Raw genomic sequence first — 18,621 nt, 5'->3', positions numbered from 1 at the left:
TCGCGCCGTGAACAAAACAGAATCGGATTCGCGTTGTGCGAGTCCTGCGGTCCGGACTCGCTTGTCGCGAGTCTCGCATGATCCGATCTGATTGAATGGGGTTTCACGAGACGAACGATTTCCAAGGTCGCGAGACGAGCGGCTGATGGTCGGCGCGCCGCATGGCCGCGTTCTTTCGCGCTCGACGGAGCAATCAATCGCATCGCCTTCGAAATTTATCTCGAGAAGGTTTGGGCCTCGCGCCAGGCGGTGTCTCGTCGCGGCCTGTTGTCCTTGGCGTCTGACCGCGGCCTCACGCGATAGCCGGAGAGCAGAAAAATCCAGCCCATTTCCTTGTTATTTCGGGCGTTTACGGTTAGAACGCCGCCACGTCTCACGGCCCCCGCACCCCTGGAGGCTTGCCGGTGACGTGCAATGGCCGCGATTGCGGCCTTTAACTTTTTGAAAAGCAAGGACTAAATCGATGGCGACCGTCAAGGAATTGAAGGCGACCGCGCGTCCGAAGAGCGGCAAGGGGGCCGCCCGGGCAGAGCGTCGCGCCGGCCGAGTGCCCGGTGTGATCTATGGAAACAACCAGCCCCCGCAGCCGATCTCGGTCGAAGAAGCAGAACTGCGTCAGCGCATTCTGGCAGGCCGTTTCCTGACCACGATCTTTGACGTCGACCTGGAGGGCACGAAGCATCGTGTTATTCCGCGCGACTTCCATCTCGATCCGGTCAAGGATTTTCCGATCCACGTGGACTTCATGCGGCTCGGCGAAGGCGCTACCATTCGCGTCAGCATTCCCCTTCGCTTGCTGAAGGCGGAGGTCGCGCCGGGTGTGAAGCGCGGCGGCACCGTCAACCTCGTGACCCACGCTATCGATGTCGAGTGCGCGGCTGATAACATTCCGCAGTTTATCGAGGCCGACGTCGGCGGACTGGAAATCAGTCACTCGCTGCATCTGTCCGACGTCAAGCTGCCGCCCGGCGTGAAGCCGCTGGCGCGAGAGGACATCACGCTGGTGACCATCGTGCCGCCGTCAGGTTACGCGGAAGAACTCAAGGCTGCTGCCGCTGCGGCTGCGGCCGGCACCGCGGCTCCCGCGGCAGGCGCAGCTCCCGCGGCAGGCGCGGCTGCTGGCGGCGCGGCCGCCGCGAAGGCGCCCGCAGGCGGTGGCGACAAGAAAAAGTAGGCGATAACCCGTATCATGCGCCTGTTCGTCGGACTGGGAAATCCCGGCACGAAGTATCAAGGCAACCGGCACAACATCGGGTTCATGGTCGTGGACGAGATCGCGCGGCGTCACGGTTTCGCACCGTGGCGCCGTCGCTTTCAGGGCGAGGCTTCCGAAGGCACGCTCGATCAGGAACGTGTCATTCTGCTCAAGCCTACGACCTACATGAACAACTCCGGCAACGCCGTTCAGGACGCCGCTCAATTCTTCAAGCTGACGGAGAGTGACGTCGTGGTGTTTCACGACGAGATTGAACTCCCCCCGGCCAAAGTCCGCGTCAAGGTCGGCGGCGGCATTGCCGGACACAACGGCTTGCGATCGATTTCGGCGCATATCGGCAACGAGTATCGCCGCGTCCGGCTCGGCGTCGGTCACCCCGGCGTCAAGGAACTGGTGCATGCGCATGTGCTGAACGATTTCGCCAAGAGCGAGCGGCCATGGGTCGAGGCGCTGGTGGATATCGTGGCGGAAAACGCGGCGCTGCTTGTTGCAGCCAGGGATTCGGCGTTTCAGAACAAGGTGCATCTCGCGATGCAAGCGAAGGGATTCGTCGAGAACGACAGTGGTGCCGAGGGCGCCAAGTGAAGGATGAAACGCCATTGTGAGGTGTTGAGCGCTGAAGCAATCCAGCCTGAATACTGTGGCGCTGGATGCCTCGCTCCGCGCAAAATTGGCAAGAGCCGATTTTGTCGCGCGCTTCGCAATGACGATCAAGAGACGCTGAGGATGCAATGGGATTCAAATGCGGTATCGTCGGATTGCCCAATGTCGGCAAGTCGACCCTGTTCAACGCGTTGACGGAGACGGCGGCGGCGCAGGCGGCGAATTATCCGTTCTGCACCATCGAGCCCAATGTCGGCGCCGTGGCGGTGCCGGATTCGCGCCTCGACCGCCTCGCGGCGATTGCCAAATCGGCGCAGATCATTCCGACGCAACTGACGTTCGTGGACATCGCCGGTCTGGTGCGCGGCGCCTCCAAAGGTGAAGGTCTCGGCAACCAGTTTCTCGCCAACATCCGCGAGGTCGATGCGGTCGCGCATGTGGTGCGCTGCTTTGAGGATTCCGACATCACGCATGTCGAAGGCAAAATCGCGCCGCTCGCGGACATCGAGACCATCGAGACCGAACTGATGCTCGCCGATCTTGAAAGCCTCGAGAAGCGCGTCGATACTCTTTCGAAAAAGGCCAAGGGCAACGACAAGGAAGCCAAGGAGCAGCTCGATCTGGTCGAGCGCGCGCTCAAGCTCCTGCGCGACGGCAAGCCGACGCGCGGCATGGAACGCAAGCCTGAGGAAGAACGCAATTTCCGCATGCTTGGACTGCTGACCTCAAAGCCGGTGCTCTACGTCTGCAACGTCGAGGAAGGCTCGGCGGCGAGCGGCAACGCCTTCTCGCAAGCCGTGTTCGACCATGCGGCGAAGGAGGGCGCGGTCGCGGTGGCGATTTCAGCGAAGATCGAATCCGAGATCGCGACGCTGTCGCGCGAGGAGCGTGTCGATTTCCTTGAAACGCTGGGGCTGGAAGAGGCGGGTCTCGACCGCCTGATCCGCGCCGGCTACGATCTGCTTCATCTCATCACCTATTTCACGGTAGGCCCGAAGGAAGCGCGCGCCTGGACCATCACCAAGGGCACCAAGGCCCCAGGTGCGGCAGGCGTCATTCACACCGACTTCGAAAAAGGTTTCATCCGCGCCGAGACGATTGCCTACGACGACTACGTTGCGTTGAACGGCGAAGCCGGCGCGCGCGACGCCGGCAAGCTGCGGCTGGAGGGAAAAGAGTATGTGGTCGCCGACGGCGACGTCATGCATTTCCGGTTCAACACCTAGCGGGCGGTTCAATTTGAACGGGGCATACCTGACCTCGTCGCGCCCTGATCGCGGATCGCGCCTAGGTGCTCGTTGATGCGGAACACGATCAGGATACATTCCGCGGCAATGCGCGAAAATACGATGCCGACCAGGACGCCGGCGACGTTGAGAAGAATCGTGATGAAGCCGCCGAACGGACTGACGGCCATCGCAGTGAGGCCCGCGAAGATGCCGGACAATCCCGATAGAATAATCAGGACCATGACCAGCAAATAGAATATCTTGATGATCGTGGGCGTGATGAAGCGATCCCACTGAAACAGATCCCGGAATTCAAACATCTGCCGCTCCCCCTCGCGCGCCGCGCCGCCATCATAGGCCGGAGGGCACGTCACCCGACGGACCGTTCCGGGCAAGATCGCAGCCGCGTCATGCCGGCGCACGGGTTGAGATTGCTGCAAATAACGGCCACAATCGGGCCGCCCCTTCAACAGGTCTCACCATGACCCTGGTATTTGAAGATTTTCCCGTCGGCCGTTTCGGCACATTCGGACCGCGGCATGTCAGTCGTGACGAAATCATCGCATTCGCGTCGGAGTTCGATCCGCAGCCCATGCACCTCGATGAGGAGGCGGCCAAGCACACCATGCTGCGCGGGCTGTCGGGGTCGGGATGGCATTTATGTTCGCTCATGATGCGCATGATGTTCGACGGCTATATCGGACAGACCGCGTCGCTCGGTTCTCCCGGTGTCGATGAAGTCCGCTGGCTGTCGCCGTTGCGCCCCGGCGATGATCTGATGCTGGATGTCGACGTTGCCGCGGCGCGGGTGTCGCGCAGCCGCCCGGAGATGGGCATCGTGACCTTCGCGATGCGCGTGCGCAATGCTTCCGGGCAGGTGTTGCTTGAGGCGGTGTCGCCGATCATCATCGGGCGCCGTGCGGCGCTGAGCTAACTCATGGGCTATTTCGAAGACAAGAAGATCGGAGAGCATCGCGATCTCGGGTCATTTACTTTCACCGCGGAACTCATCAAGACCTTCGCGTCGCAATTCGACCCACAGCCGTTTCATCTCGATGAGGAGGAGGGCCGCAAATCGCTGTTCGGCGGTCTGGCGGCCTCCGGCTGGCATGTCGCTTCGGTTTGGATGAAGCTGGCGGTGGCGGACGGTCAGCGCGAGGCGGCGGTAGCCGCGGCGCGCGGCGAGAAGCCTGCTATGTGGGGACCGTCACCGGGGTTTCGCGACCTGCGCTGGCTGAAGCCGGTACTGGCGGGCGACACCGTCTGCTACGCCAGCGAGGTCGAGTCGCTCAGAGCCTCCCGCTCGCGGCCGGAATGGGGTGTCATGCAAATGCGCAACACCGGCACCAACCAGCGCGGCGAGCTGGTATTTTCCTTTCTGGCGTCGGTTTTCGTACCGCGCCGAGATCCGCAGAACTGACGGTTCCAAACCGGCGGGTCTCGGTTTCAGCCGGATTTTCTTCAAGAAACCGGCGCCCTGTTAAGGAATTGTGAACCCTCAGGCGGTCTTGTCGAGCCACTTAAGGGGCAAGGGGACGGCTATGGCGGACCGCGCCGGATTGAAGATCGTCGGCATTCTTTTCGCGACCGTGACGCTGGCTGTGACGGCGGCGACGTGGACGGTGGTGAAGGGTTATGCCGACGGCGTGTATTCGCTGGAGAATGCCGTAGCCACACACATTGCGGTTCGCTGAGCAGCCTGAAAAGTGAGCCGGTCAGCCACCGCCGAGCTTGGCCTCGAGCGCCGCGACGCGCGCCTTTAGTGCTTCGTTGTCCTCACGCGCGAGTCGCGCCATCTCCTTCACGGCCTCGAACTCCTCGCGCTTGACGATATCGAGATCGCGCATGATCTTCTCGGCCTGATTGCGGACCACCGCATCGACCTCGCGCTTGACCCCTTGCGCCGCGCCGGCCGCGTCGTTCATCAGCCGCCCAATCTCGTCGAAAAGCCGGTTGCTGGTCTGGGTCATCTTACTCCCTCCCGGCTGGCGGCTGGATCGCCACCATGCCTCACGATCAGACAATGGCGATTTGGGCACGGCAGTTCAAGCCCGCTTGATCGCCCGACCAGGCCGCAAAGCCTTGTCAGTGCCGGATTTCCTTGCAATCGTGACGGGATCATTCAAGACGTGGATGCCCGCGACAAGCGCTGGCATGACGCCCTGGGTGGAACGACAACCGATGTTTCTCCTCATCACCTACCCCGTCTTCGATCCGGTCGCCATCTCGCTCGGCCCGATCGCGATCCGCTGGTATGCGCTGGCCTATATTGGCGGCATTACGCTCGGCTGGCTCTATGCGCGGGCGTTGCTCAAAAGCGAGAAGCTTTGGGGCGGGCCGGCGCCGATCTCGGTGCTGCAGCTCGACGACTTTATCCTGTGGGTAACGATCGGCATCATTCTCGGCGGCCGCGTTGGCTATGTGCTGTTCTACAACCTGGATTTCTTCATCCGCCATCCCGCCGAGATCTTCGAGCTCTGGAAGGGTGGCATGTCGTTCCACGGCGGCTTCATGGGCTGCGTGGTGGCGGTGATCCTGTTCTGCCGGAAACACGAGCTGCCGATCCTGTCGCTCGGCGACGTCGCCACCGCGGTCGGGCCGATCGGCCTGTTCCTCGGCCGCATCGCCAACTTCATCAACAGCGAATTGTGGGGCCGCCCGGCGGATCCGAACCTGCCGTGGGCCATGGTGTTTCCCAACGGCGGCCCGCTGCCGCGCCATCCGAGCCAGCTTTACGAGGCCACGCTCGAGGGCCTCGTGCTGTTCACGGTCCTCGCGCTGATGATCCGGGGCGGCGCGCTGAAGCGGCCGGGCCTCGTTCTTGGCAGCTTCATCACGCTGTACGCGATGGCGCGCATTACTGGCGAATTCTTTCGCGAGCCAGATCCACAGCTCGGATTTCTGTGGGGCGGATTGACCATGGGAATGCTATTGTCGGTACCGATGTTTATTGCCGGACTTGCCGTTACGTATGCCGCCTGGTCGCGCGGCCCGCGAGCGTCAGGCGCACAAACGATTTCGAACCCGGGCGTTTCAACCAAGGCTGATCGTGACTGAAGCTTCTCCGCTGCTGGCCGATATCAAAAAGCTGATCAAGACATCTGGCCCGCTGCCGGTCTGGCGTTACATGCAGCTTTGCCTGACCCATCCCGAACACGGTTACTACATCTCGCGCGATCCGCTCGGGCGCGAGGGCGACTTCATCACATCCCCCGAAGTCAGTCAGATGTTCGGTGAACTGCTCGGATTGTGGGCCGCGTCGGTGTGGCGCACGATGGGCTCACCGGCCACGCTGCGGCTGATCGAACTCGGTCCCGGTCGCGGTACCATGATGGCGGATGCGCTGCGTGCGCTACGCGTGCTGCCGCCGATGTATGAAGCGCTCAGCGTCCACCTGGTCGAGATCAATCCGGTGCTGCGGGAGAAGCAGAAGGCAACTTTGTCCGGCGCGCGGAATATCCAGTGGCACGCGAGCCTCGACGAGGTGCCGCAGGGACCGGCGATCATTCTCGCCAACGAATATTTCGACGTGCTTCCGGTTCATCAGATGGTCAAGCGTGACGACGGCTGGCACGAGCGCGTCGTCGATATCGACGGCAACGGTCAACTGGTGTTCGGAACGACCGTGGCGCCAGTGCTGCGGTTCGACGCGCTGTTGCCACCGCTGGTGCGCGCGGCGCCGGTTGGGGCCATTTTCGAGTGGCGGCCGGACGCCGAGATCATGTCCATCGCAACCCGTGTCCGCGATCAAGGCGGCGCCGCGCTGATCATCGACTACGGTCATGTGCGCAGCGATGCTGGCGATACCTTCCAGGCCATCGTGGGACACAGCTTCGCGGACCCGCTGAAATATCCCGGTCAGGCCGACGTTACCGCCCACGTCGACTTTCAGGCGCTCGCCCGCGCCGCCGAGGATGTCGGCGCCCGCGTGCACGGACCGGTGACGCAAGGAGGATTCCTGCAACGGCTCGGCATCGAGGCCCGCGCCGTCAGCCTGATGGCGAAGGCTAACCCTGAAGTTTCCGAGAACATCGCGACGGCGCTGAAACGCCTGACCGAAGGCGGCCGCGGCGGCATGGGATCGATGTTCAAGGTGATCGGCGTCTCCGATTCCAGCCTCACCGAGCTGGTGGGGCTGAGCGATCAGGAACGGCGCGGCGGGATCGGGGCACCATGACACTCGCATCCTCTCTGCTCTCGGCTGTTTCCGGCCTGCGGCACGCCTTTTTCACCCGCGAGGGCGGCGTCTCGCAAGGCATCTACAACAGCCTGAATGCCGGCATCGGCTCGCAGGACGACCCAGTTCATGTCGTCGAGAACCGGCGGCGCATGGCCGAGATCATGGGGGTTTCGCCGTCGAATTTTCTCTCCCTCTACCAGGTCCACTCGCCCGACGCCGTGATCGCTGACGGGGCCTGGGACGCCGCATCGCGGCCCCGAGCTGACGCCATCGTCACGAAAACGCCGGGGCTTGCGATCGGCGTCACCGCGGCCGACTGCGGCCCCGTCCTGTTCGTCGATCCGCGGGTCCGCGTCATCGGCGCCGCGCATGCCGGCTGGAAGGGCGCGCTCACCGGCGTGCTGGAAAAGACCGTCGATGCGATGGAAACGCTCGGCAGCCGGCGCGGCGACATTGCCGCCGCTGTCGGTCCGCTGATCCGGCAGCAAAGCTACGAGGTCGGCGCCGAATTCGTGGCACGATTCACAGAGGCCGATCCGGGCCATGCACGGTTTTTCGTTCCGTCGGTGCGCGACGGCCATGCCCTGTTCGATCTCGGTGGCTTCATCCGGATGCGGCTGGAGCGCGCAGGCGTAATGACGATCGACGATACCGGCATCGATACCTATGCCGACGGGCGTTTCTTCAGCTACCGTCGCTCGGTGCATCGCAAGGAGCCGGATTTCGGTCGTCATGTCCATGCCATCGTGCTGGAAAACGAGTGATTAAGCGGGCCGGACGCGACAGCCGAACGGAATCAGAACGTCGGTGCCGGCAAGCGGATTCTTTGCGCCACCCGAACGCTCCGCCTAGAGCATTTTCCGGCTAAGTGGAATCCGGTTGGCCGTAAGAAAATGCTCTCGATCAATAACTTGCGCGTATTCTGATCGCAAAACCGGTATCCACTTTTGCGGAATACGCGCTAGACCTTAACGCATTTTAACGATATCGCTCGACGGAACAGGGACGTCGGCGAATGCCTTTTAAGAGTTCTGGCGTAGGGCGGTCTATCCGCGCCGTCGTGCTTCTGGCGGCGCTGTGCGCACTGGCCGGTTGCGCTGGCGGCGGCAACGGCAGCGAATCGTTCGCGCAGGCTGGCAGCGGAGCGACCGTCACGTTCGAGTCCGTCGATGGACCGCCGCCGCAGGTGTTCGACCGCCTCGTCAACATCCTCAATTCCGAATCGCAGCTTCGCAATCTCGCCATCGTGCCGCGGGAGACTTCAGCCACCTATCGCGTGCGCGGCTATCTCGCTGCCGAGGTCAGCCGTGGCCGTACCACTATCGCCTGGGTCTTCGACGTCTACGATCGCAATCAGAACCGCGCGCTGCGCCTGAGCGGCTCGGAGCCCGGCGGCAAGGCCGTCCGCGATGCGTGGGCCGCCGCCGACGATCTCACGCTGCGCAAGATCGCGCAGGCCGGGCTGAGCGGATTGAGCAGTATGGTGAACGGCGCCGCTCCGCCCGAGGTGGAACCGGCGCCACCGCCGTCCAGCGGCCCCGCGGTCGCCAGCGCGGACGATTTTTCGCGGACGTCCGGCGTCCCGGTGAGCGCGCTCGGTTTTGCCGCGCATTAAGCTATCGTTTACGCCGGAAATGCCGGATTTTACGCCGGAATCCGCGAGCCGCGTATTGCCAGAGTTGGCTACTCCTTGATACACCGCCTCCGTCGGGATCGGAGAGGTTCTGTGGAGTCAGGATGTTGAACGTTGTATCCACCACATCGCGGGGAGAAGCGTCGATGTCCGCCAAAAACGGCGCCGTCAAGCTGGTTGCGGGCAACGCCAACCCGGCGCTGGCGAGGGAAATCGCCAAATGGCTCGGGCTTGAACTCACCAAAGCCAGCGTGCGGCGCTTCGCTGACAACGAAATCTTCGTGGAAGTGCTTGAGAACGTACGCGGCTCGGACGTGTACGTGATCCAGTCGACGTCCTTTCCGACCAACGATCATCTCATGGAGCTTTTGATCATCACCGACGCGCTGCGCCGCGCTTCGGCGCGCCGGATTACCGCCGTGATTCCCTACTTCGGCTACGCGCGGCAAGATCGCAAGGTCGGTTCGCGCTCGCCGATCTCGGCCAAGCTGGTCGCCAACCTGATCACGCGTGCCGGAACGGATCGCGTGCTGACGGTTGATCTGCATGCGGGGCAGATTCAGGGCTTCTTCGACATTCCGACCGACAACCTCTACGCGTCGCCGGTGATGGTCCGCGATATCAAGGAGCGGTTCGATCTCGGCAGCCTGATGGTGGTGTCACCCGACGTCGGCGGCGTTGTGCGCGCGCGGGGCCTCGCCAAGCGCATCAATGCTCCGCTGGCGATCATCGACAAGCGCCGCGAGCGCGCCGGCGAATCCGAGGTCATGAACGTGATCGGCGACGTCGCGGGCTATACCTGCATTCTGATCGACGACATCGTCGATTCCGGCGGCACACTGGTCAATGCCGCCGATGCGCTGATCGCCAACGGTGCGAAGGACGTCTATGCCTACATCACTCACGGTGTGCTGTCCGGCGGCGCCGCTGCGCGCATCGGCGGTTCGAAACTGAAAGAGCTGGTCATTACCGACTCGATCCAGCCGACCGACGCCGTCAACAAGACCGCCAACATCCGCTTGCTGTCGATCGCCGGATTGATTGGCGAAGCGATCAATCGCACCGCCGCCGAACAGTCGGTGTCGAGCCTGTTTGACTGAACTTTCTCGCGGAAACACAGCGAAGTTCGCATCAAGGCCTGCCGCTTTAGCGTTCTCGAGCGAAGTGGTGACCCGGTTCGCACGAAGAACACGCGTCACACAAACTAAGGCCCCGCTTCTGATTCCATCAGAAGCGGGGCCTAGCGACGCGAACTTCGAAAAATCGGTAACGCTAGTCGTTACGCAGGTTCTCGGCGGTGCGCTTCCATTGCGCGACGTTGTCCGCGATCATCCGCGTCGACTTCATTGCGGCCTGACTCAACTGGGCATAGCCCGAGATTTCACGCTGGACGCGCTGTCCTTCCGCATGCAGCAGGTCGCGGAGGCTCTCCAACTCAGTCACGAGGTTCTCGATTTCAGCGAGCGAGGTTCCGGCCACTCGCTGGATCAGCGAGTTGACGTTGTTCACCGTCGCTTCCGTGCCCGGCTCCAGCTTCGCATCGGTGTTCGGAGCGCCCGCGGCGGGCCGGCGCAGATAGGCAATATCGTTGCGCACGAAATCGCGGATACCCGCTTCGACTTCCGAGACGGCGGCGAGATTCGTATCGGCCTCGGTCGTGCTTGTTTCGGTTTCTTCAGATGGGGTGGCTGGAGTAGCTGGAGTGGCGTTCATCGGCTTGTTCCCTGTTTCGCGTTGAGCGAGCGCGGATGTCCCCCCGCACGACGAGTTTCTAGTGCCCCATCAGGGCTGCCGATTTTGACAACATCGGGGCCAATCTGCGGCGAGCCGCGTTCATACCCCGAAAACGATCCGGCTGTCGTATCCCACCGTGCCGAATCAAACGGTGGCTGTCGCGGCGCGACACTTGAGCCTATCGGGCTTTTGCCGGCTTTGCCGGTTTCGATTTTGCTGCCTTGCTGGCCACCTTTTTTGGCGCCGCGACCGGTGCCGCCGCGAGGATGTCCACGGCCCGCCGCATTGCGCGTGCGTAACTGTCAGCGGCGTTGTCGGCCGACATTTGCAGCCGCTTCACGGCCGCGCTGCCTTCCTCCAACGCGTGTTTCGCCATCTGCTGCAAGCGCTGCTTGCCGGCGGCCTCCTTCGCCTTGGCGGCGAGGGCGAGATAGCGCGCGCGCCGAGCCTTCACGGCCGCCGTCAGGCTCTTGTGCTGCTGCTTCGCAAGCCGTCGGATGATGACGTCGAGATCGGCGTCTGCCACGGTTTTGGCCCCCTGCTATGCAAGATGAATTTTGTGATCCCCTAGCAGGCGCGGCGGGGAGGGGCAATCGCGGGATCATGCTGACGTGCTGTGGCTCACCAGATCGAAAAGCGGTCTCAATGCCCGCTCATGACCAGCGTCTTGACGGGAAGCACGAGGGCCTGAATACGCAACAGCATGGCATGCACGATCCCCACGGCGTCTACGGCGTGGAGCGCGAAACGCTTGAATGGGCCGGTATCCTTCGAAGCGATCTGGTCGTGGTTGCTGGTGTAGGCGTTGACGATGCAACTGCTTCCCGGTGTGATGCCCTCCAGGCCGCCTTTGTAGAGCGGCTCGAGGAAGACGAGAATCGAGCCTGGACGCACAGCCTGGCCCACCTCGACCAGTTGCTCGCCGCCACGGAACTGACCCGCCGCGATGTAGTCCTGTACGCTGGTGATCACCATCGGAATAATGGTCCACGGTTTCGAAATGCAGGTCGCCTCCGCCACCATTCCGACCTTCATCACCTGCGCTTCGATCTGGCCGAACCCCGCCGACAGGACCCGTTTGCCCGAGCCCTCCGGGATCAGGATTCCCGCCGATCGCATCATCGGGTTGACGACATCGCCGGGCCGTAACAAAAACTGCTCAACGCGCCCGTCGACGCCGGCGCGGACATAGGTCTTGTCGAGATCGACCTGCGCCTGCGCTAGTGCCGCCTCGGCGCTGGCCTTCTCCGCGGGAAGAAGCGACGTCACGCGGGTCATCGCGGATTGTTTGGTGGCATTCGCCGCATCGAGGGCGCCCTCCCGTCCTGCGAGCAGCACCTCGAGTTTCTCGATGTCGCGCTGCGGGACAATCCCCGGATTGCGCCTTTGCAGTTCGCGCTTCACGTTGAGCTCATCGGACGCCTGCTGGGACGCGCTTTTGGCCTCCCGGATCTGGGCATCCGCCTTGACGACGTCGATCTGTGCAGCGCCCAGCTCGGCATCCACCTCGGCGATCTTGCGCCGGGCGGTTTCCAGCGCTGCTTCCTGCTTCGTGCTGTCGAGCCTGAAGATCACGTCGTTTTTTTTCAAGGGCGCGCTGAAATCGGCATGAACCTCGGCCACCCGCCCAATCGTCTCGGGAATGATCGGGACGGTCCTGAAGTACAGGGTCGCCGTTGTCGTCGAGGGATGGAAATAGAAGATCACCGTGATCAGGGCGACCGTGAGCATCAAACAGGCGGTGATGCCCCACCTCAGCTCGAACCAGACGGAATAGAGCGTGATCTCGCGGCCGAACCGCTTTCCCTGCGCGTAGCGCCGGTAAAGATAATCGGGGAATATCGTCAGCAGCGAGCACAGCAGCAGTTCAAGCATGGCCCTGCACCCCGGTCACGCCGGCGTCGCCCTTGTCTTTGCCGGACGGCTTCGCCAAGTCTGGTTTGGCCATGCCCGCTGTGTCGGCGGCGTCATCGGCCGTGATATCATGTGGCGGCCGGGACGTCTCCGCACCTGGCTGGGTGCCGGCGATCGTCGCCACGGAGCCGGCGATGCTGCGCAGCGGGGTGCTGAAGTCCGGCAGGTCGATCATCGCCAGCAACAGTCCCGCCACCCAGAACAAATGGATGTGGGTGAACAGCGCCAGCAAGCCGAGAACGGCGACGATCTCGAACTGCAGCTTCTGCGATTTGTGCGCCATCCGCTCGGGCAGCGTATGCAGCCGCAGATAGATATTGCCAACCGCGAGAACGGCTCCAAGCAGGATGACGCCGACCACCACCATCAAGACGTCCGTGTCACCGGGCGCTGTAATGAAAGAGGGAAGATCGTGGGGCGCGCTTGGATGAAGCAACTCGCTCAAGCGGTCCTCCATTCGGGAAACAACCAAACTGAAAAACAAACTTCAACATACATCCGGAATTTGCCGAAGGTTGGCATCATTGCACAGGCTTGGGATTTGGCAAGTACGATCAGCTACGGCATTTCGCAGCGTGGAAATCCGTCACGCCGAGCGCATGCTTAGCTTTTCCTGATCGTTTGGCCGATGGCGCCCGGTCACTTTCGCTTCCACCCACCGCGCTTCCCCGGCGTGCCGCCGGTCGAGCGCGGTCGCGGACCGAATTCCGGGCCAGACTCGCGCGAATTGGTTGGCTGGAAAATCTTGCTCTCGGTCCCCGGACCCATTTCGTCGAGCGTCGGTTTGCGCGGCTTCGGTCGCGTGCCGGTGGGCTTGACCTCATGCCAGGTGGCGATGCCCATTTCATCGAGATCGGGTTTGTGGATGCGCGATTGCCCCTCACCCCGACCCTCTCCCCGCGTGCGGGGAGAGGGAGTACCAGCGCCTCGCGCTGCGGAGGGTGAGGGGGATTTCTTACCGAACTTACTCGACGGCTTGCCCTGCGCCGCTTTATCCAAACGCGCCGGCAGGTTCGCCGCGTCGCCATACTTCTTCTTGCCAGTATAGGCGCCTGCCTTCGCCGCGACGCCGCGCTGCTTGATGGTGGGATCGTCCACCACCGCAAGTTCGGTGGCGCGCAGCCGCTTGACCTCGTCGCGCAGCCGCGCCGCTTCCTCGAAGTTCAGGTCGGCGGCGGCCTCGCGCATCCGCGTTTCCAGATCGGAGAGAACTGCCTCGAAATTGTGGCCGATCGCGATCGCGTCATCCGCCATGCCGCCGTCGCCGATCTCCACCAGCACATGGTCGCGCTCGTAGACGCTGTTGAGGATGTCGCCGATGGATTTCTTGATGCTCTCCGGCGTGATGCCGTGGGCGGTGTTGTACTCCACCTGCTTCTCGCGGCGACGATCGGTCTCGGCGATGGCGCGTTGCATCGATCCCGTGATCTGATCGGCATAGAGGATCACCCGGCCATCGACGTTGCGTGCGGCACGGCCGATGGTTTGGATTAGCGAGGTCTCGCTGCGCAGGAATCCCTCCTTGTCCGCGTCGAGGATGGCGACCAGCGCGCATTCGGGAATGTCGAGGCCCTCGCGCAACAGGTTGATGCCGACCAGCGCATCGAACGCGCCTAACCTGAGGTCGCGGATGATCTCGATGCGTTCAATGGTGTCGATGTCCGAATGCATGTATCTGACACGGATTCCCTGCTCGTGCAGATATTCGGTGAGGTCTTCGGCCATGCGCTTGGTCAGCACGGTGACGAGCGAGCGATAGCCGTTCGCAGCCGTTGCGCGCACCTCGCCGACGAGATCGTCGACCTGCGTGCGCGCAGGGCGGATGTCGACCGGCGGATCGATCAGGCCGGTCGGGCGGATCACCTGCTCGACGAACACGCCGCCGCTTTCGTTCAGCTCCCAAGCGCTCGGCGTGGCGGATACTGCGACCGATTGCGGGCGCATCATGTCCCATTCCTCGAAGCGCAGCGGGCGGTTGTCCATGCAGGAGGGCAGACGGAAGCCGTATTCGGCAAGTGTCGCCTTGCGGCGGAAGTCGCCGCGGAACATGCCGCCGATCTGCGGCACGCTGACGTGGCTCTCGTCGGCGAACACCAGCGCGTTGTCGGGGACGTATTCGAACAGCGTCGGCGGCGGCTCGCCGGGACGGCGGCCCGTGAGATAGCGCGAATAGTTCTCGATGCCGGCGCAGCTTCCGGTCGCTTCCATCATTTCGAGGTCGAAGGTGGTGCGCTGCTCCAGCCGCTGCGCTTCCAGCAAGCGGCCTTGCGCGTGCAACTCATCGAGCCGCTGCTTCAGCTCGATCTTGATGCTCTTGATCGCCTGCACCAGCGTCGGGCGCGGCGTCACATAATGCGAGTTGGAATAGACTTTTATGAATTCCAGTTCGTCCTGCTTGTGGCCGGTGAGGGGATCGAACTCTTCAATGCTCTCCACCTCGTCGCCGAACAGGTTGACGCGCCAGGCACGGTCCTCGTAGTGCGCCGGGAAAATGTCGATGACGTCGCCGCGCACCCGGAAGGTGCCACGCGTGAAGTCGGCCGAAGTGCGCTTGTATTGCAGTGCCACGAGGTCGGCGATGAGCTGGCGCTGATCGATGCGCTCGCCGCGCTTCAGCGCGAACGTCATTGCGGTGTAGGTCTCGACCGAGCCGATACCGTAGATGCACGACACCGAAGCGACGATGATGACGTCGTCGCGCTCCAGCAGCGCCCGCGTCGCCGCGTGACGCATGCGGTCGATCTGCTCGTTGATCGAGGAATCCTTCTCGATATAGGTGTCGGTACGGGGAACGTAGGCTTCCGGCTGATAGTAGTCGTAATACGAGACGAAATATTCAACCGCATTGTCGGGGAAGAAGTTCCTGAACTCGCCGTAGAGCTGCGCCGCCAGCGTCTTGTTCGGCGCGAGGATCAAAGCAGGGCGCTGTGTTGCCTCGATCACCTTGGCCATGGTGTAGGTCTTGCCGGAGCCGGTAACGCCGAGCAGCACCTGGGTGCGGTCGTTGCGGTTGATGCCTTCGACCAGTTCCTTGATCGCGGTGGGCTGATCGCCCTTCGGTTGATATTCCGACTTGATCTCGAAGCGGACGCCGCCTTCGCTCTTCTCCGGGCGCGGCGGGCGGTGCGGCGTCCACACTTTTGTCGTGCCGTCGTCGCCGCGAAATTCGGGACGGCCGTCACGCAGCAGCGCTTCCAGCGACTCCGCCGTCGCCTTGACGCCGAGGCCTTCCATCTTGTTGCGCGGCGGCCGCGCCAGCGCCTCGTCGTCATCCTCGGCGGTCGGCAAGCCCAACTGCCGCGCCAGTTCCGGATCGAGCGTCGGAATCGTCGCGGCGGTGCCGTAAATTGCTTGTGGTGCTTCCTCGAAGCCACTCCCTTTCTTCACCTCCCCCTTGAGGGGAGAGGTCGACGAGCGAAGCGAGACGGGTGGGGGTGAACTGCCTGTCACCCCACCCCGCATGTCTTCGACATACGACTCTCCTCCTCCAGGGGAGGGTGAACCCGTGGCATCCCGTTTCGCTGTCGCATCGCTCTTGCCGCGCGTCGAGGCGCGCGCGCGATGCGCCGCAGCCTCGCCACCGGAGCGGCGGTCCCACGAATTGTCCGGTGGCGGCTGCAATCCGGTGCCGGACCCGAGGCCGGCGTCGCCGCGGTTAATCGCCGGATTGAGCAATTCCGCGAGCGCAGGCCCGATCGGCTGCACCTCGGGACGATGTGCCTTCGATTTCGGCGCCTTGGATTTTGGAACCTTGGATTTCGGCGGTTTGCCGGGTTGTTTCGGGGGATCGGGAGTCTTCGCCATGCCGCCAATATGGGGCGAGTCCGACCCGCACGAAAGGGCGTAGTCCCACGGATGCACGCTGATGCAATGGTTCAGGCCGTCCGCGAGGATGAACCAGCCGCGGCCGCCTTTCGCAGGCAATCCCGGCACAGGCAGTCGCTGCCTTGGGTCGGCATCGGCAGCCGCGCCGTCTCTTCGGCGCACCAACAGTTCCCCGACAGATCGCAGCCGAATTCCGTTCCGCAACCGGAACAGACGAGGCGGCGGGTGATTTGCTGTCCGATCTGATGTGTCATGACGGCCAAGAGGTTTTTCGTGCCGGGTTCATCGAGGGTCGAACCATATCCCCGGAATCGATGAAGGTGAAATCCGACAGCCTGCGAATCCGCAACAGCGCGAGGTTGACGGCGCAGGGGCGGCGGCGAATCTCAGCTGTGCGCCCCGATTCGCGGGATCAAAAGACCGTGACGAGTAGGGACGCGGATCGAACTCCTGAGATATTTCTATCGAGCCCGTCAAATCATCCGCCTTGCGGCATGTCATTCCGTCAGGCGACCCACCTCGCGCAGAACTAGTCTCGCATCGGAAAGATCAATCCATGAGCATTGTCGAACGTGCCGCCAGCAAGGTGCCCGAAGTCACGCTGATCTTCTGGATTGTTAAGGTCGCGGCGACCACGCTCGGCGAGACCGCGGGCGACGCGGTGTCGATGTCGATGAATCTGGGTTACGCTGTCAGCAGCATCATCTTCATCGGCTTGTTCGCTGCTGCGGTGGCCTGGCAGATCGCCGCGTCGTCGTTTCGGCCGTTCCTGTATTGGGCTGTGATCGTGGCTACAACGACGGCCGGCACCACCATGGCCGATTTCGCCGATCGTTCGCTTGGCATCGGCTACGCCGGTGGTTCACTGACGCTGTTCGCCCTGCTGATGGCGTCGCTGTATGTGTGGTACCGCTCCGAGGGGTCGCTCGCGGTGACCACGGTGACGACGCCGAAGGTCGAAACGTTCTACTGGGGCGCGATCCTGTTTTCTCAAACATTGGGCACGGCGCTCGGCGATTGGATGGCCGACACCAATGGATTCGGCTATGAACGCGGCGCTGGTGGTGGTCGCGGCTACCTATTTCTTTACGAACGTATCGCGCACGCTGCTGTTCTGGAGTGCGTTCATCCTGACACGGCCGCTTGGGGCAACCCTCGGCGATCTGCTCGACAAGCCCCTGAGCAAGGGCGGGCTTGATTTCAGCCGCTTCACCGCCTCCGCGGTTCTCGCGGCGTTTATTGTCGTCTGCCTGCTGGTGTTGCCGCAAAGGGCTGGGCAGCATCCTGGCGAAAGCCCTCAGGCGCTTTAGTTTCGGAAGGCGGTTTTATGCTTCCGCTCGCGCTTGATGACCATGTGCGTTGCAGTTTACGAGCCGGCCTTTCATTCCGCCGCGCGCAGATGATTGATCAGGGAGCGATGGGAGCCGCCACGCAGCGACCGGTAATAGTCGGCATCGGCCGGGTCGTCGGTGTGACGAACAAGATCGGTCACGGGGGTGTAGCTCAGCATCCGGCCGCCGTCTGGCAGCGCCGTGCAGCTGAAGCGCAGCACCTGGCCGTCCCTGAGCTTGATGTTGATCGGCGTCTGATCGCCCGCTCGCATTAACTTGGTGCGTTCAGCGATGAAATGGTTGAGTTCGTCTTCCGGCAATTCGAACGCGCCGTTGTCGCGGCCGTGATACATCAACGCGATGAACGGCGGCTTGCCGTCGGCCTTCTCGTCCGGCAGTGAGAAGTAGTTCCGGAAGGCGCGATTGATGAATTCCGCACGGGTGTCCGCGTCAAGCAGCACGATACCGATGTCGATCTGATCGAGGGCGGCGGAAAGCCGTGCGGCAGTCGCGTGCCGCTCGCGCCATCCAAGCGCATTCACCAACCGCCGGCGCAGCAACCCCGTGATCATCGCGGTGCCACCGGCGGCCACGGCCAACGGCACCAGATGCAGAAGGGTCGGAAGGGCAGCGGGGAGAGCCGCGTCGTGGCCTGCCAGGAACAGTGCGGAAGCAGCGACAGCGACACCGGCGGTGAGCAGGCCGGATGTTATTCCACTAAGCGATGCGGCAAGCGCGACAACACAGACATAGAGCGCTGCTGGATTGGAAACGGCAATGATATTGCGATCGACAAAGATGGACGTGATCGCCACCAGTGTCGCGAGAGCCGGGCCAATTATCGTTCGCCAGTCGAAGCGCATTGCCTGTTCTCGTAACGTGAACGAGGATAAGCCCGCTTCGATGATAAGTGACTGCACTGCCGGCAATGTTTTCATCACCAGCGTTAACTGCGT

At 62.7% G+C, this 18,621-nt stretch carries 20 protein-coding genes and 1 pseudogene; 12 read left to right on the top strand and 9 right to left on the bottom strand.

The window, feature by feature from the left end; translation table 11 throughout:
• Positions 1-463 precede the first annotated feature (463 nt).
• The 3 genes from ACSZOQ_RS12575 (at position 464) to ychF (ending at position 3,045) form a co-directional block, all read left to right on the top strand.
• Positions 464-1,174 carry a 50S ribosomal protein L25/general stress protein Ctc gene (locus ACSZOQ_RS12575; protein WP_439922840.1) on the top strand — a complete coding sequence of 237 codons (711 nt, stop codon included), beginning with the start codon at positions 464-466 and terminating at the stop codon, positions 1,172-1,174.
• A gap of 15 nt (positions 1,175-1,189) precedes the next feature.
• Positions 1,190-1,801: an aminoacyl-tRNA hydrolase gene (gene pth, locus ACSZOQ_RS12570; protein WP_439922839.1), complete on the top strand. Its 612-nt coding sequence runs from the start codon at positions 1,190-1,192 to the stop codon at positions 1,799-1,801.
• Positions 1,802-1,947: 146 nt separating this feature from the next.
• Positions 1,948-3,045, top strand: a complete 1,098-nt coding sequence (gene ychF / locus ACSZOQ_RS12565) for a redox-regulated ATPase YchF (RefSeq protein WP_439922838.1) — start codon at positions 1,948-1,950, stop codon at positions 3,043-3,045.
• 8 nt (positions 3,046-3,053) lie between these two features.
• On the opposite strand, the gene ACSZOQ_RS12560 is transcribed toward ychF, so the two are convergent.
• Complete coding sequence (locus tag ACSZOQ_RS12560) at positions 3,054-3,368, bottom strand: DUF4282 domain-containing protein (protein WP_439922837.1); 315 nt, start codon at positions 3,366-3,368, stop codon at positions 3,054-3,056.
• Positions 3,369-3,529: 161 nt separating this feature from the next.
• Between ACSZOQ_RS12560 and ACSZOQ_RS12555 the strand changes: the two genes are divergently transcribed.
• From ACSZOQ_RS12555 to ACSZOQ_RS12545, 3 genes are all read left to right on the top strand, one after another.
• The gene (locus ACSZOQ_RS12555) at positions 3,530-3,982 is read left to right on the top strand and encodes a MaoC family dehydratase (RefSeq protein WP_439922836.1); all 453 of its coding nucleotides are present in this window, start codon (positions 3,530-3,532) and stop codon (positions 3,980-3,982) included.
• Between the two features lie 3 nt (positions 3,983-3,985).
• Positions 3,986-4,468 carry a MaoC family dehydratase gene (locus ACSZOQ_RS12550; RefSeq protein WP_439922835.1) on the top strand — a complete coding sequence of 161 codons (483 nt, stop codon included), beginning with the start codon at positions 3,986-3,988 and terminating at the stop codon, positions 4,466-4,468.
• A gap of 121 nt (positions 4,469-4,589) precedes the next feature.
• Complete coding sequence (locus ACSZOQ_RS12545; protein ID WP_439922834.1) at positions 4,590-4,742, top strand: hypothetical protein; 153 nt, start codon at positions 4,590-4,592, stop codon at positions 4,740-4,742.
• A gap of 21 nt (positions 4,743-4,763) precedes the next feature.
• Here the strand turns inward: ACSZOQ_RS12545 and ACSZOQ_RS12540 are convergent, their stop codons facing one another.
• Complete coding sequence (locus ACSZOQ_RS12540) at positions 4,764-5,018, bottom strand: accessory factor UbiK family protein (RefSeq protein WP_439922833.1); 255 nt, start codon at positions 5,016-5,018, stop codon at positions 4,764-4,766.
• Positions 5,019-5,229: 211 nt separating this feature from the next.
• Between ACSZOQ_RS12540 and lgt the strand changes: the two genes are divergently transcribed.
• The 5 genes from lgt (at position 5,230) to ACSZOQ_RS12515 (ending at position 9,961) form a co-directional block, all read left to right on the top strand.
• A complete protein-coding gene (gene lgt, locus ACSZOQ_RS12535; protein WP_439922832.1) occupies positions 5,230-6,105 on the top strand; it encodes a prolipoprotein diacylglyceryl transferase in 876 nt (291 codons plus the stop codon).
• Complete coding sequence (locus ACSZOQ_RS12530) at positions 6,098-7,225, top strand: class I SAM-dependent methyltransferase (protein ID WP_439922831.1); 1,128 nt, start codon at positions 6,098-6,100, stop codon at positions 7,223-7,225. Before lgt ends, ACSZOQ_RS12530 begins: the two co-directional genes overlap by 8 nt.
• Positions 7,222-7,992 carry a peptidoglycan editing factor PgeF gene (gene pgeF / locus ACSZOQ_RS12525; protein ID WP_439922830.1) on the top strand — a complete coding sequence of 257 codons (771 nt, stop codon included), beginning with the start codon at positions 7,222-7,224 and terminating at the stop codon, positions 7,990-7,992. Before ACSZOQ_RS12530 ends, pgeF begins: the two co-directional genes overlap by 4 nt.
• 251 nt (positions 7,993-8,243) lie before the next feature.
• The gene (locus ACSZOQ_RS12520; RefSeq protein ID WP_439922829.1) at positions 8,244-8,843 is read left to right on the top strand and encodes a hypothetical protein; all 600 of its coding nucleotides are present in this window, start codon (positions 8,244-8,246) and stop codon (positions 8,841-8,843) included.
• A 164-nt stretch (positions 8,844-9,007) separates the two neighbouring features.
• Entirely contained in the window at positions 9,008-9,961 is a 954-nt protein-coding gene (locus tag ACSZOQ_RS12515; RefSeq protein ID WP_439922828.1) for a ribose-phosphate pyrophosphokinase, read from the top strand.
• Positions 9,962-10,133: 172 nt separating this feature from the next.
• Here the strand turns inward: ACSZOQ_RS12515 and ACSZOQ_RS12510 are convergent, their stop codons facing one another.
• From ACSZOQ_RS12510 to ACSZOQ_RS12485, 6 genes are all read right to left on the bottom strand, one after another.
• Positions 10,134-10,574 (bottom strand): hypothetical protein, encoded by a 441-nt coding sequence (locus ACSZOQ_RS12510; protein ID WP_439922827.1) that lies wholly within the window; start codon positions 10,572-10,574, stop codon positions 10,134-10,136.
• Positions 10,575-10,773: 199 nt separating this feature from the next.
• Complete coding sequence (locus tag ACSZOQ_RS12505; protein WP_439922826.1) at positions 10,774-11,121, bottom strand: hypothetical protein; 348 nt, start codon at positions 11,119-11,121, stop codon at positions 10,774-10,776.
• Positions 11,122-11,237: 116 nt separating this feature from the next.
• Entirely contained in the window at positions 11,238-12,470 is a 1,233-nt protein-coding gene (locus ACSZOQ_RS12500; protein WP_439922825.1) for an HlyD family secretion protein, read from the bottom strand.
• The gene (locus tag ACSZOQ_RS12495; protein WP_439922824.1) at positions 12,463-12,954 is read right to left on the bottom strand and encodes a hypothetical protein; all 492 of its coding nucleotides are present in this window, start codon (positions 12,952-12,954) and stop codon (positions 12,463-12,465) included. Before ACSZOQ_RS12495 ends, ACSZOQ_RS12500 begins: the two co-directional genes overlap by 8 nt.
• A gap of 194 nt (positions 12,955-13,148) precedes the next feature.
• Positions 13,149-16,313: an excinuclease ABC subunit UvrB gene (gene uvrB / locus ACSZOQ_RS12490; protein WP_439922823.1), complete on the bottom strand. Its 3,165-nt coding sequence runs from the start codon at positions 16,311-16,313 to the stop codon at positions 13,149-13,151.
• 71 nt (positions 16,314-16,384) lie between these two features.
• Positions 16,385-16,588, bottom strand: a complete 204-nt coding sequence (locus ACSZOQ_RS12485; RefSeq protein WP_439926038.1) for a hypothetical protein — start codon at positions 16,586-16,588, stop codon at positions 16,385-16,387.
• A gap of 302 nt (positions 16,589-16,890) precedes the next feature.
• Here ACSZOQ_RS12485 and ACSZOQ_RS12480 point away from each other — a divergent pair.
• Positions 16,891-17,644, top strand: a pseudogene (locus ACSZOQ_RS12480) (COG4705 family protein).
• Between the two features lie 71 nt (positions 17,645-17,715).
• On the opposite strand, the gene ACSZOQ_RS12475 reads toward ACSZOQ_RS12480, so the two are convergent.
• Positions 17,716-18,528, bottom strand: coding sequence for a PAS-domain containing protein (locus ACSZOQ_RS12475; RefSeq protein WP_439922822.1), 813 nt, complete (start codon positions 18,526-18,528; stop codon positions 17,716-17,718).
• Between the last annotated feature and the right edge of the window lie 93 nt (positions 18,529-18,621).

This window comes from Nitrobacter sp. JJSN (assembly GCF_051912485.1).
In the GTDB taxonomy this organism is placed as follows: Bacteria; Pseudomonadota; Alphaproteobacteria; order Rhizobiales; family Xanthobacteraceae; genus Nitrobacter.
The sequence above is the reverse complement of the archived record's forward strand: the minus strand, read 5'-3'. Positions and strand labels throughout refer to the sequence as shown.

Bases quoted from the DNA above. Each gene is read 5' to 3' on its own strand.
- ACSZOQ_RS12575 (WP_439922840.1), top strand. From the start codon at position 464: ATGGCGACCGTCAAGGAATTGAAGGCGACCGCGCGTCCGAAGAGCGGC.
- pth (WP_439922839.1), top strand. From the start codon at position 1,190: ATGCGCCTGTTCGTCGGACTGGGAAATCCCGGCACGAAGTATCAAGGC.
- ychF (WP_439922838.1), top strand. From the start codon at position 1,948: ATGGGATTCAAATGCGGTATCGTCGGATTGCCCAATGTCGGCAAGTCG.
- ACSZOQ_RS12560 (WP_439922837.1), bottom strand. From the start codon at position 3,368: ATGTTTGAATTCCGGGATCTGTTTCAGTGGGATCGCTTCATCACGCCC.
- ACSZOQ_RS12555 (WP_439922836.1), top strand. From the start codon at position 3,530: ATGACCCTGGTATTTGAAGATTTTCCCGTCGGCCGTTTCGGCACATTC.
- ACSZOQ_RS12550 (WP_439922835.1), top strand. From the start codon at position 3,986: ATGGGCTATTTCGAAGACAAGAAGATCGGAGAGCATCGCGATCTCGGG.
- ACSZOQ_RS12545 (WP_439922834.1), top strand. From the start codon at position 4,590: ATGGCGGACCGCGCCGGATTGAAGATCGTCGGCATTCTTTTCGCGACC.
- ACSZOQ_RS12540 (WP_439922833.1), bottom strand. From the start codon at position 5,018: ATGACCCAGACCAGCAACCGGCTTTTCGACGAGATTGGGCGGCTGATG.
- lgt (WP_439922832.1), top strand. From the start codon at position 5,230: ATGTTTCTCCTCATCACCTACCCCGTCTTCGATCCGGTCGCCATCTCG.
- pgeF (WP_439922830.1), top strand. From the start codon at position 7,222: ATGACACTCGCATCCTCTCTGCTCTCGGCTGTTTCCGGCCTGCGGCAC.
- ACSZOQ_RS12520 (WP_439922829.1), top strand. From the start codon at position 8,244: ATGCCTTTTAAGAGTTCTGGCGTAGGGCGGTCTATCCGCGCCGTCGTG.
- ACSZOQ_RS12515 (WP_439922828.1), top strand. From the start codon at position 9,008: ATGTCCGCCAAAAACGGCGCCGTCAAGCTGGTTGCGGGCAACGCCAAC.
- ACSZOQ_RS12510 (WP_439922827.1), bottom strand. From the start codon at position 10,574: ATGAACGCCACTCCAGCTACTCCAGCCACCCCATCTGAAGAAACCGAA.
- ACSZOQ_RS12500 (WP_439922825.1), bottom strand. From the start codon at position 12,470: ATGCTTGAACTGCTGCTGTGCTCGCTGCTGACGATATTCCCCGATTAT.
- uvrB (WP_439922823.1), bottom strand. From the start codon at position 16,313: ATGGCGAAGACTCCCGATCCCCCGAAACAACCCGGCAAACCGCCGAAA.
- ACSZOQ_RS12485 (WP_439926038.1), bottom strand. From the start codon at position 16,588: ATGACACATCAGATCGGACAGCAAATCACCCGCCGCCTCGTCTGTTCC.
- ACSZOQ_RS12475 (WP_439922822.1), bottom strand. From the start codon at position 18,528: ATGCGCTTCGACTGGCGAACGATAATTGGCCCGGCTCTCGCGACACTG.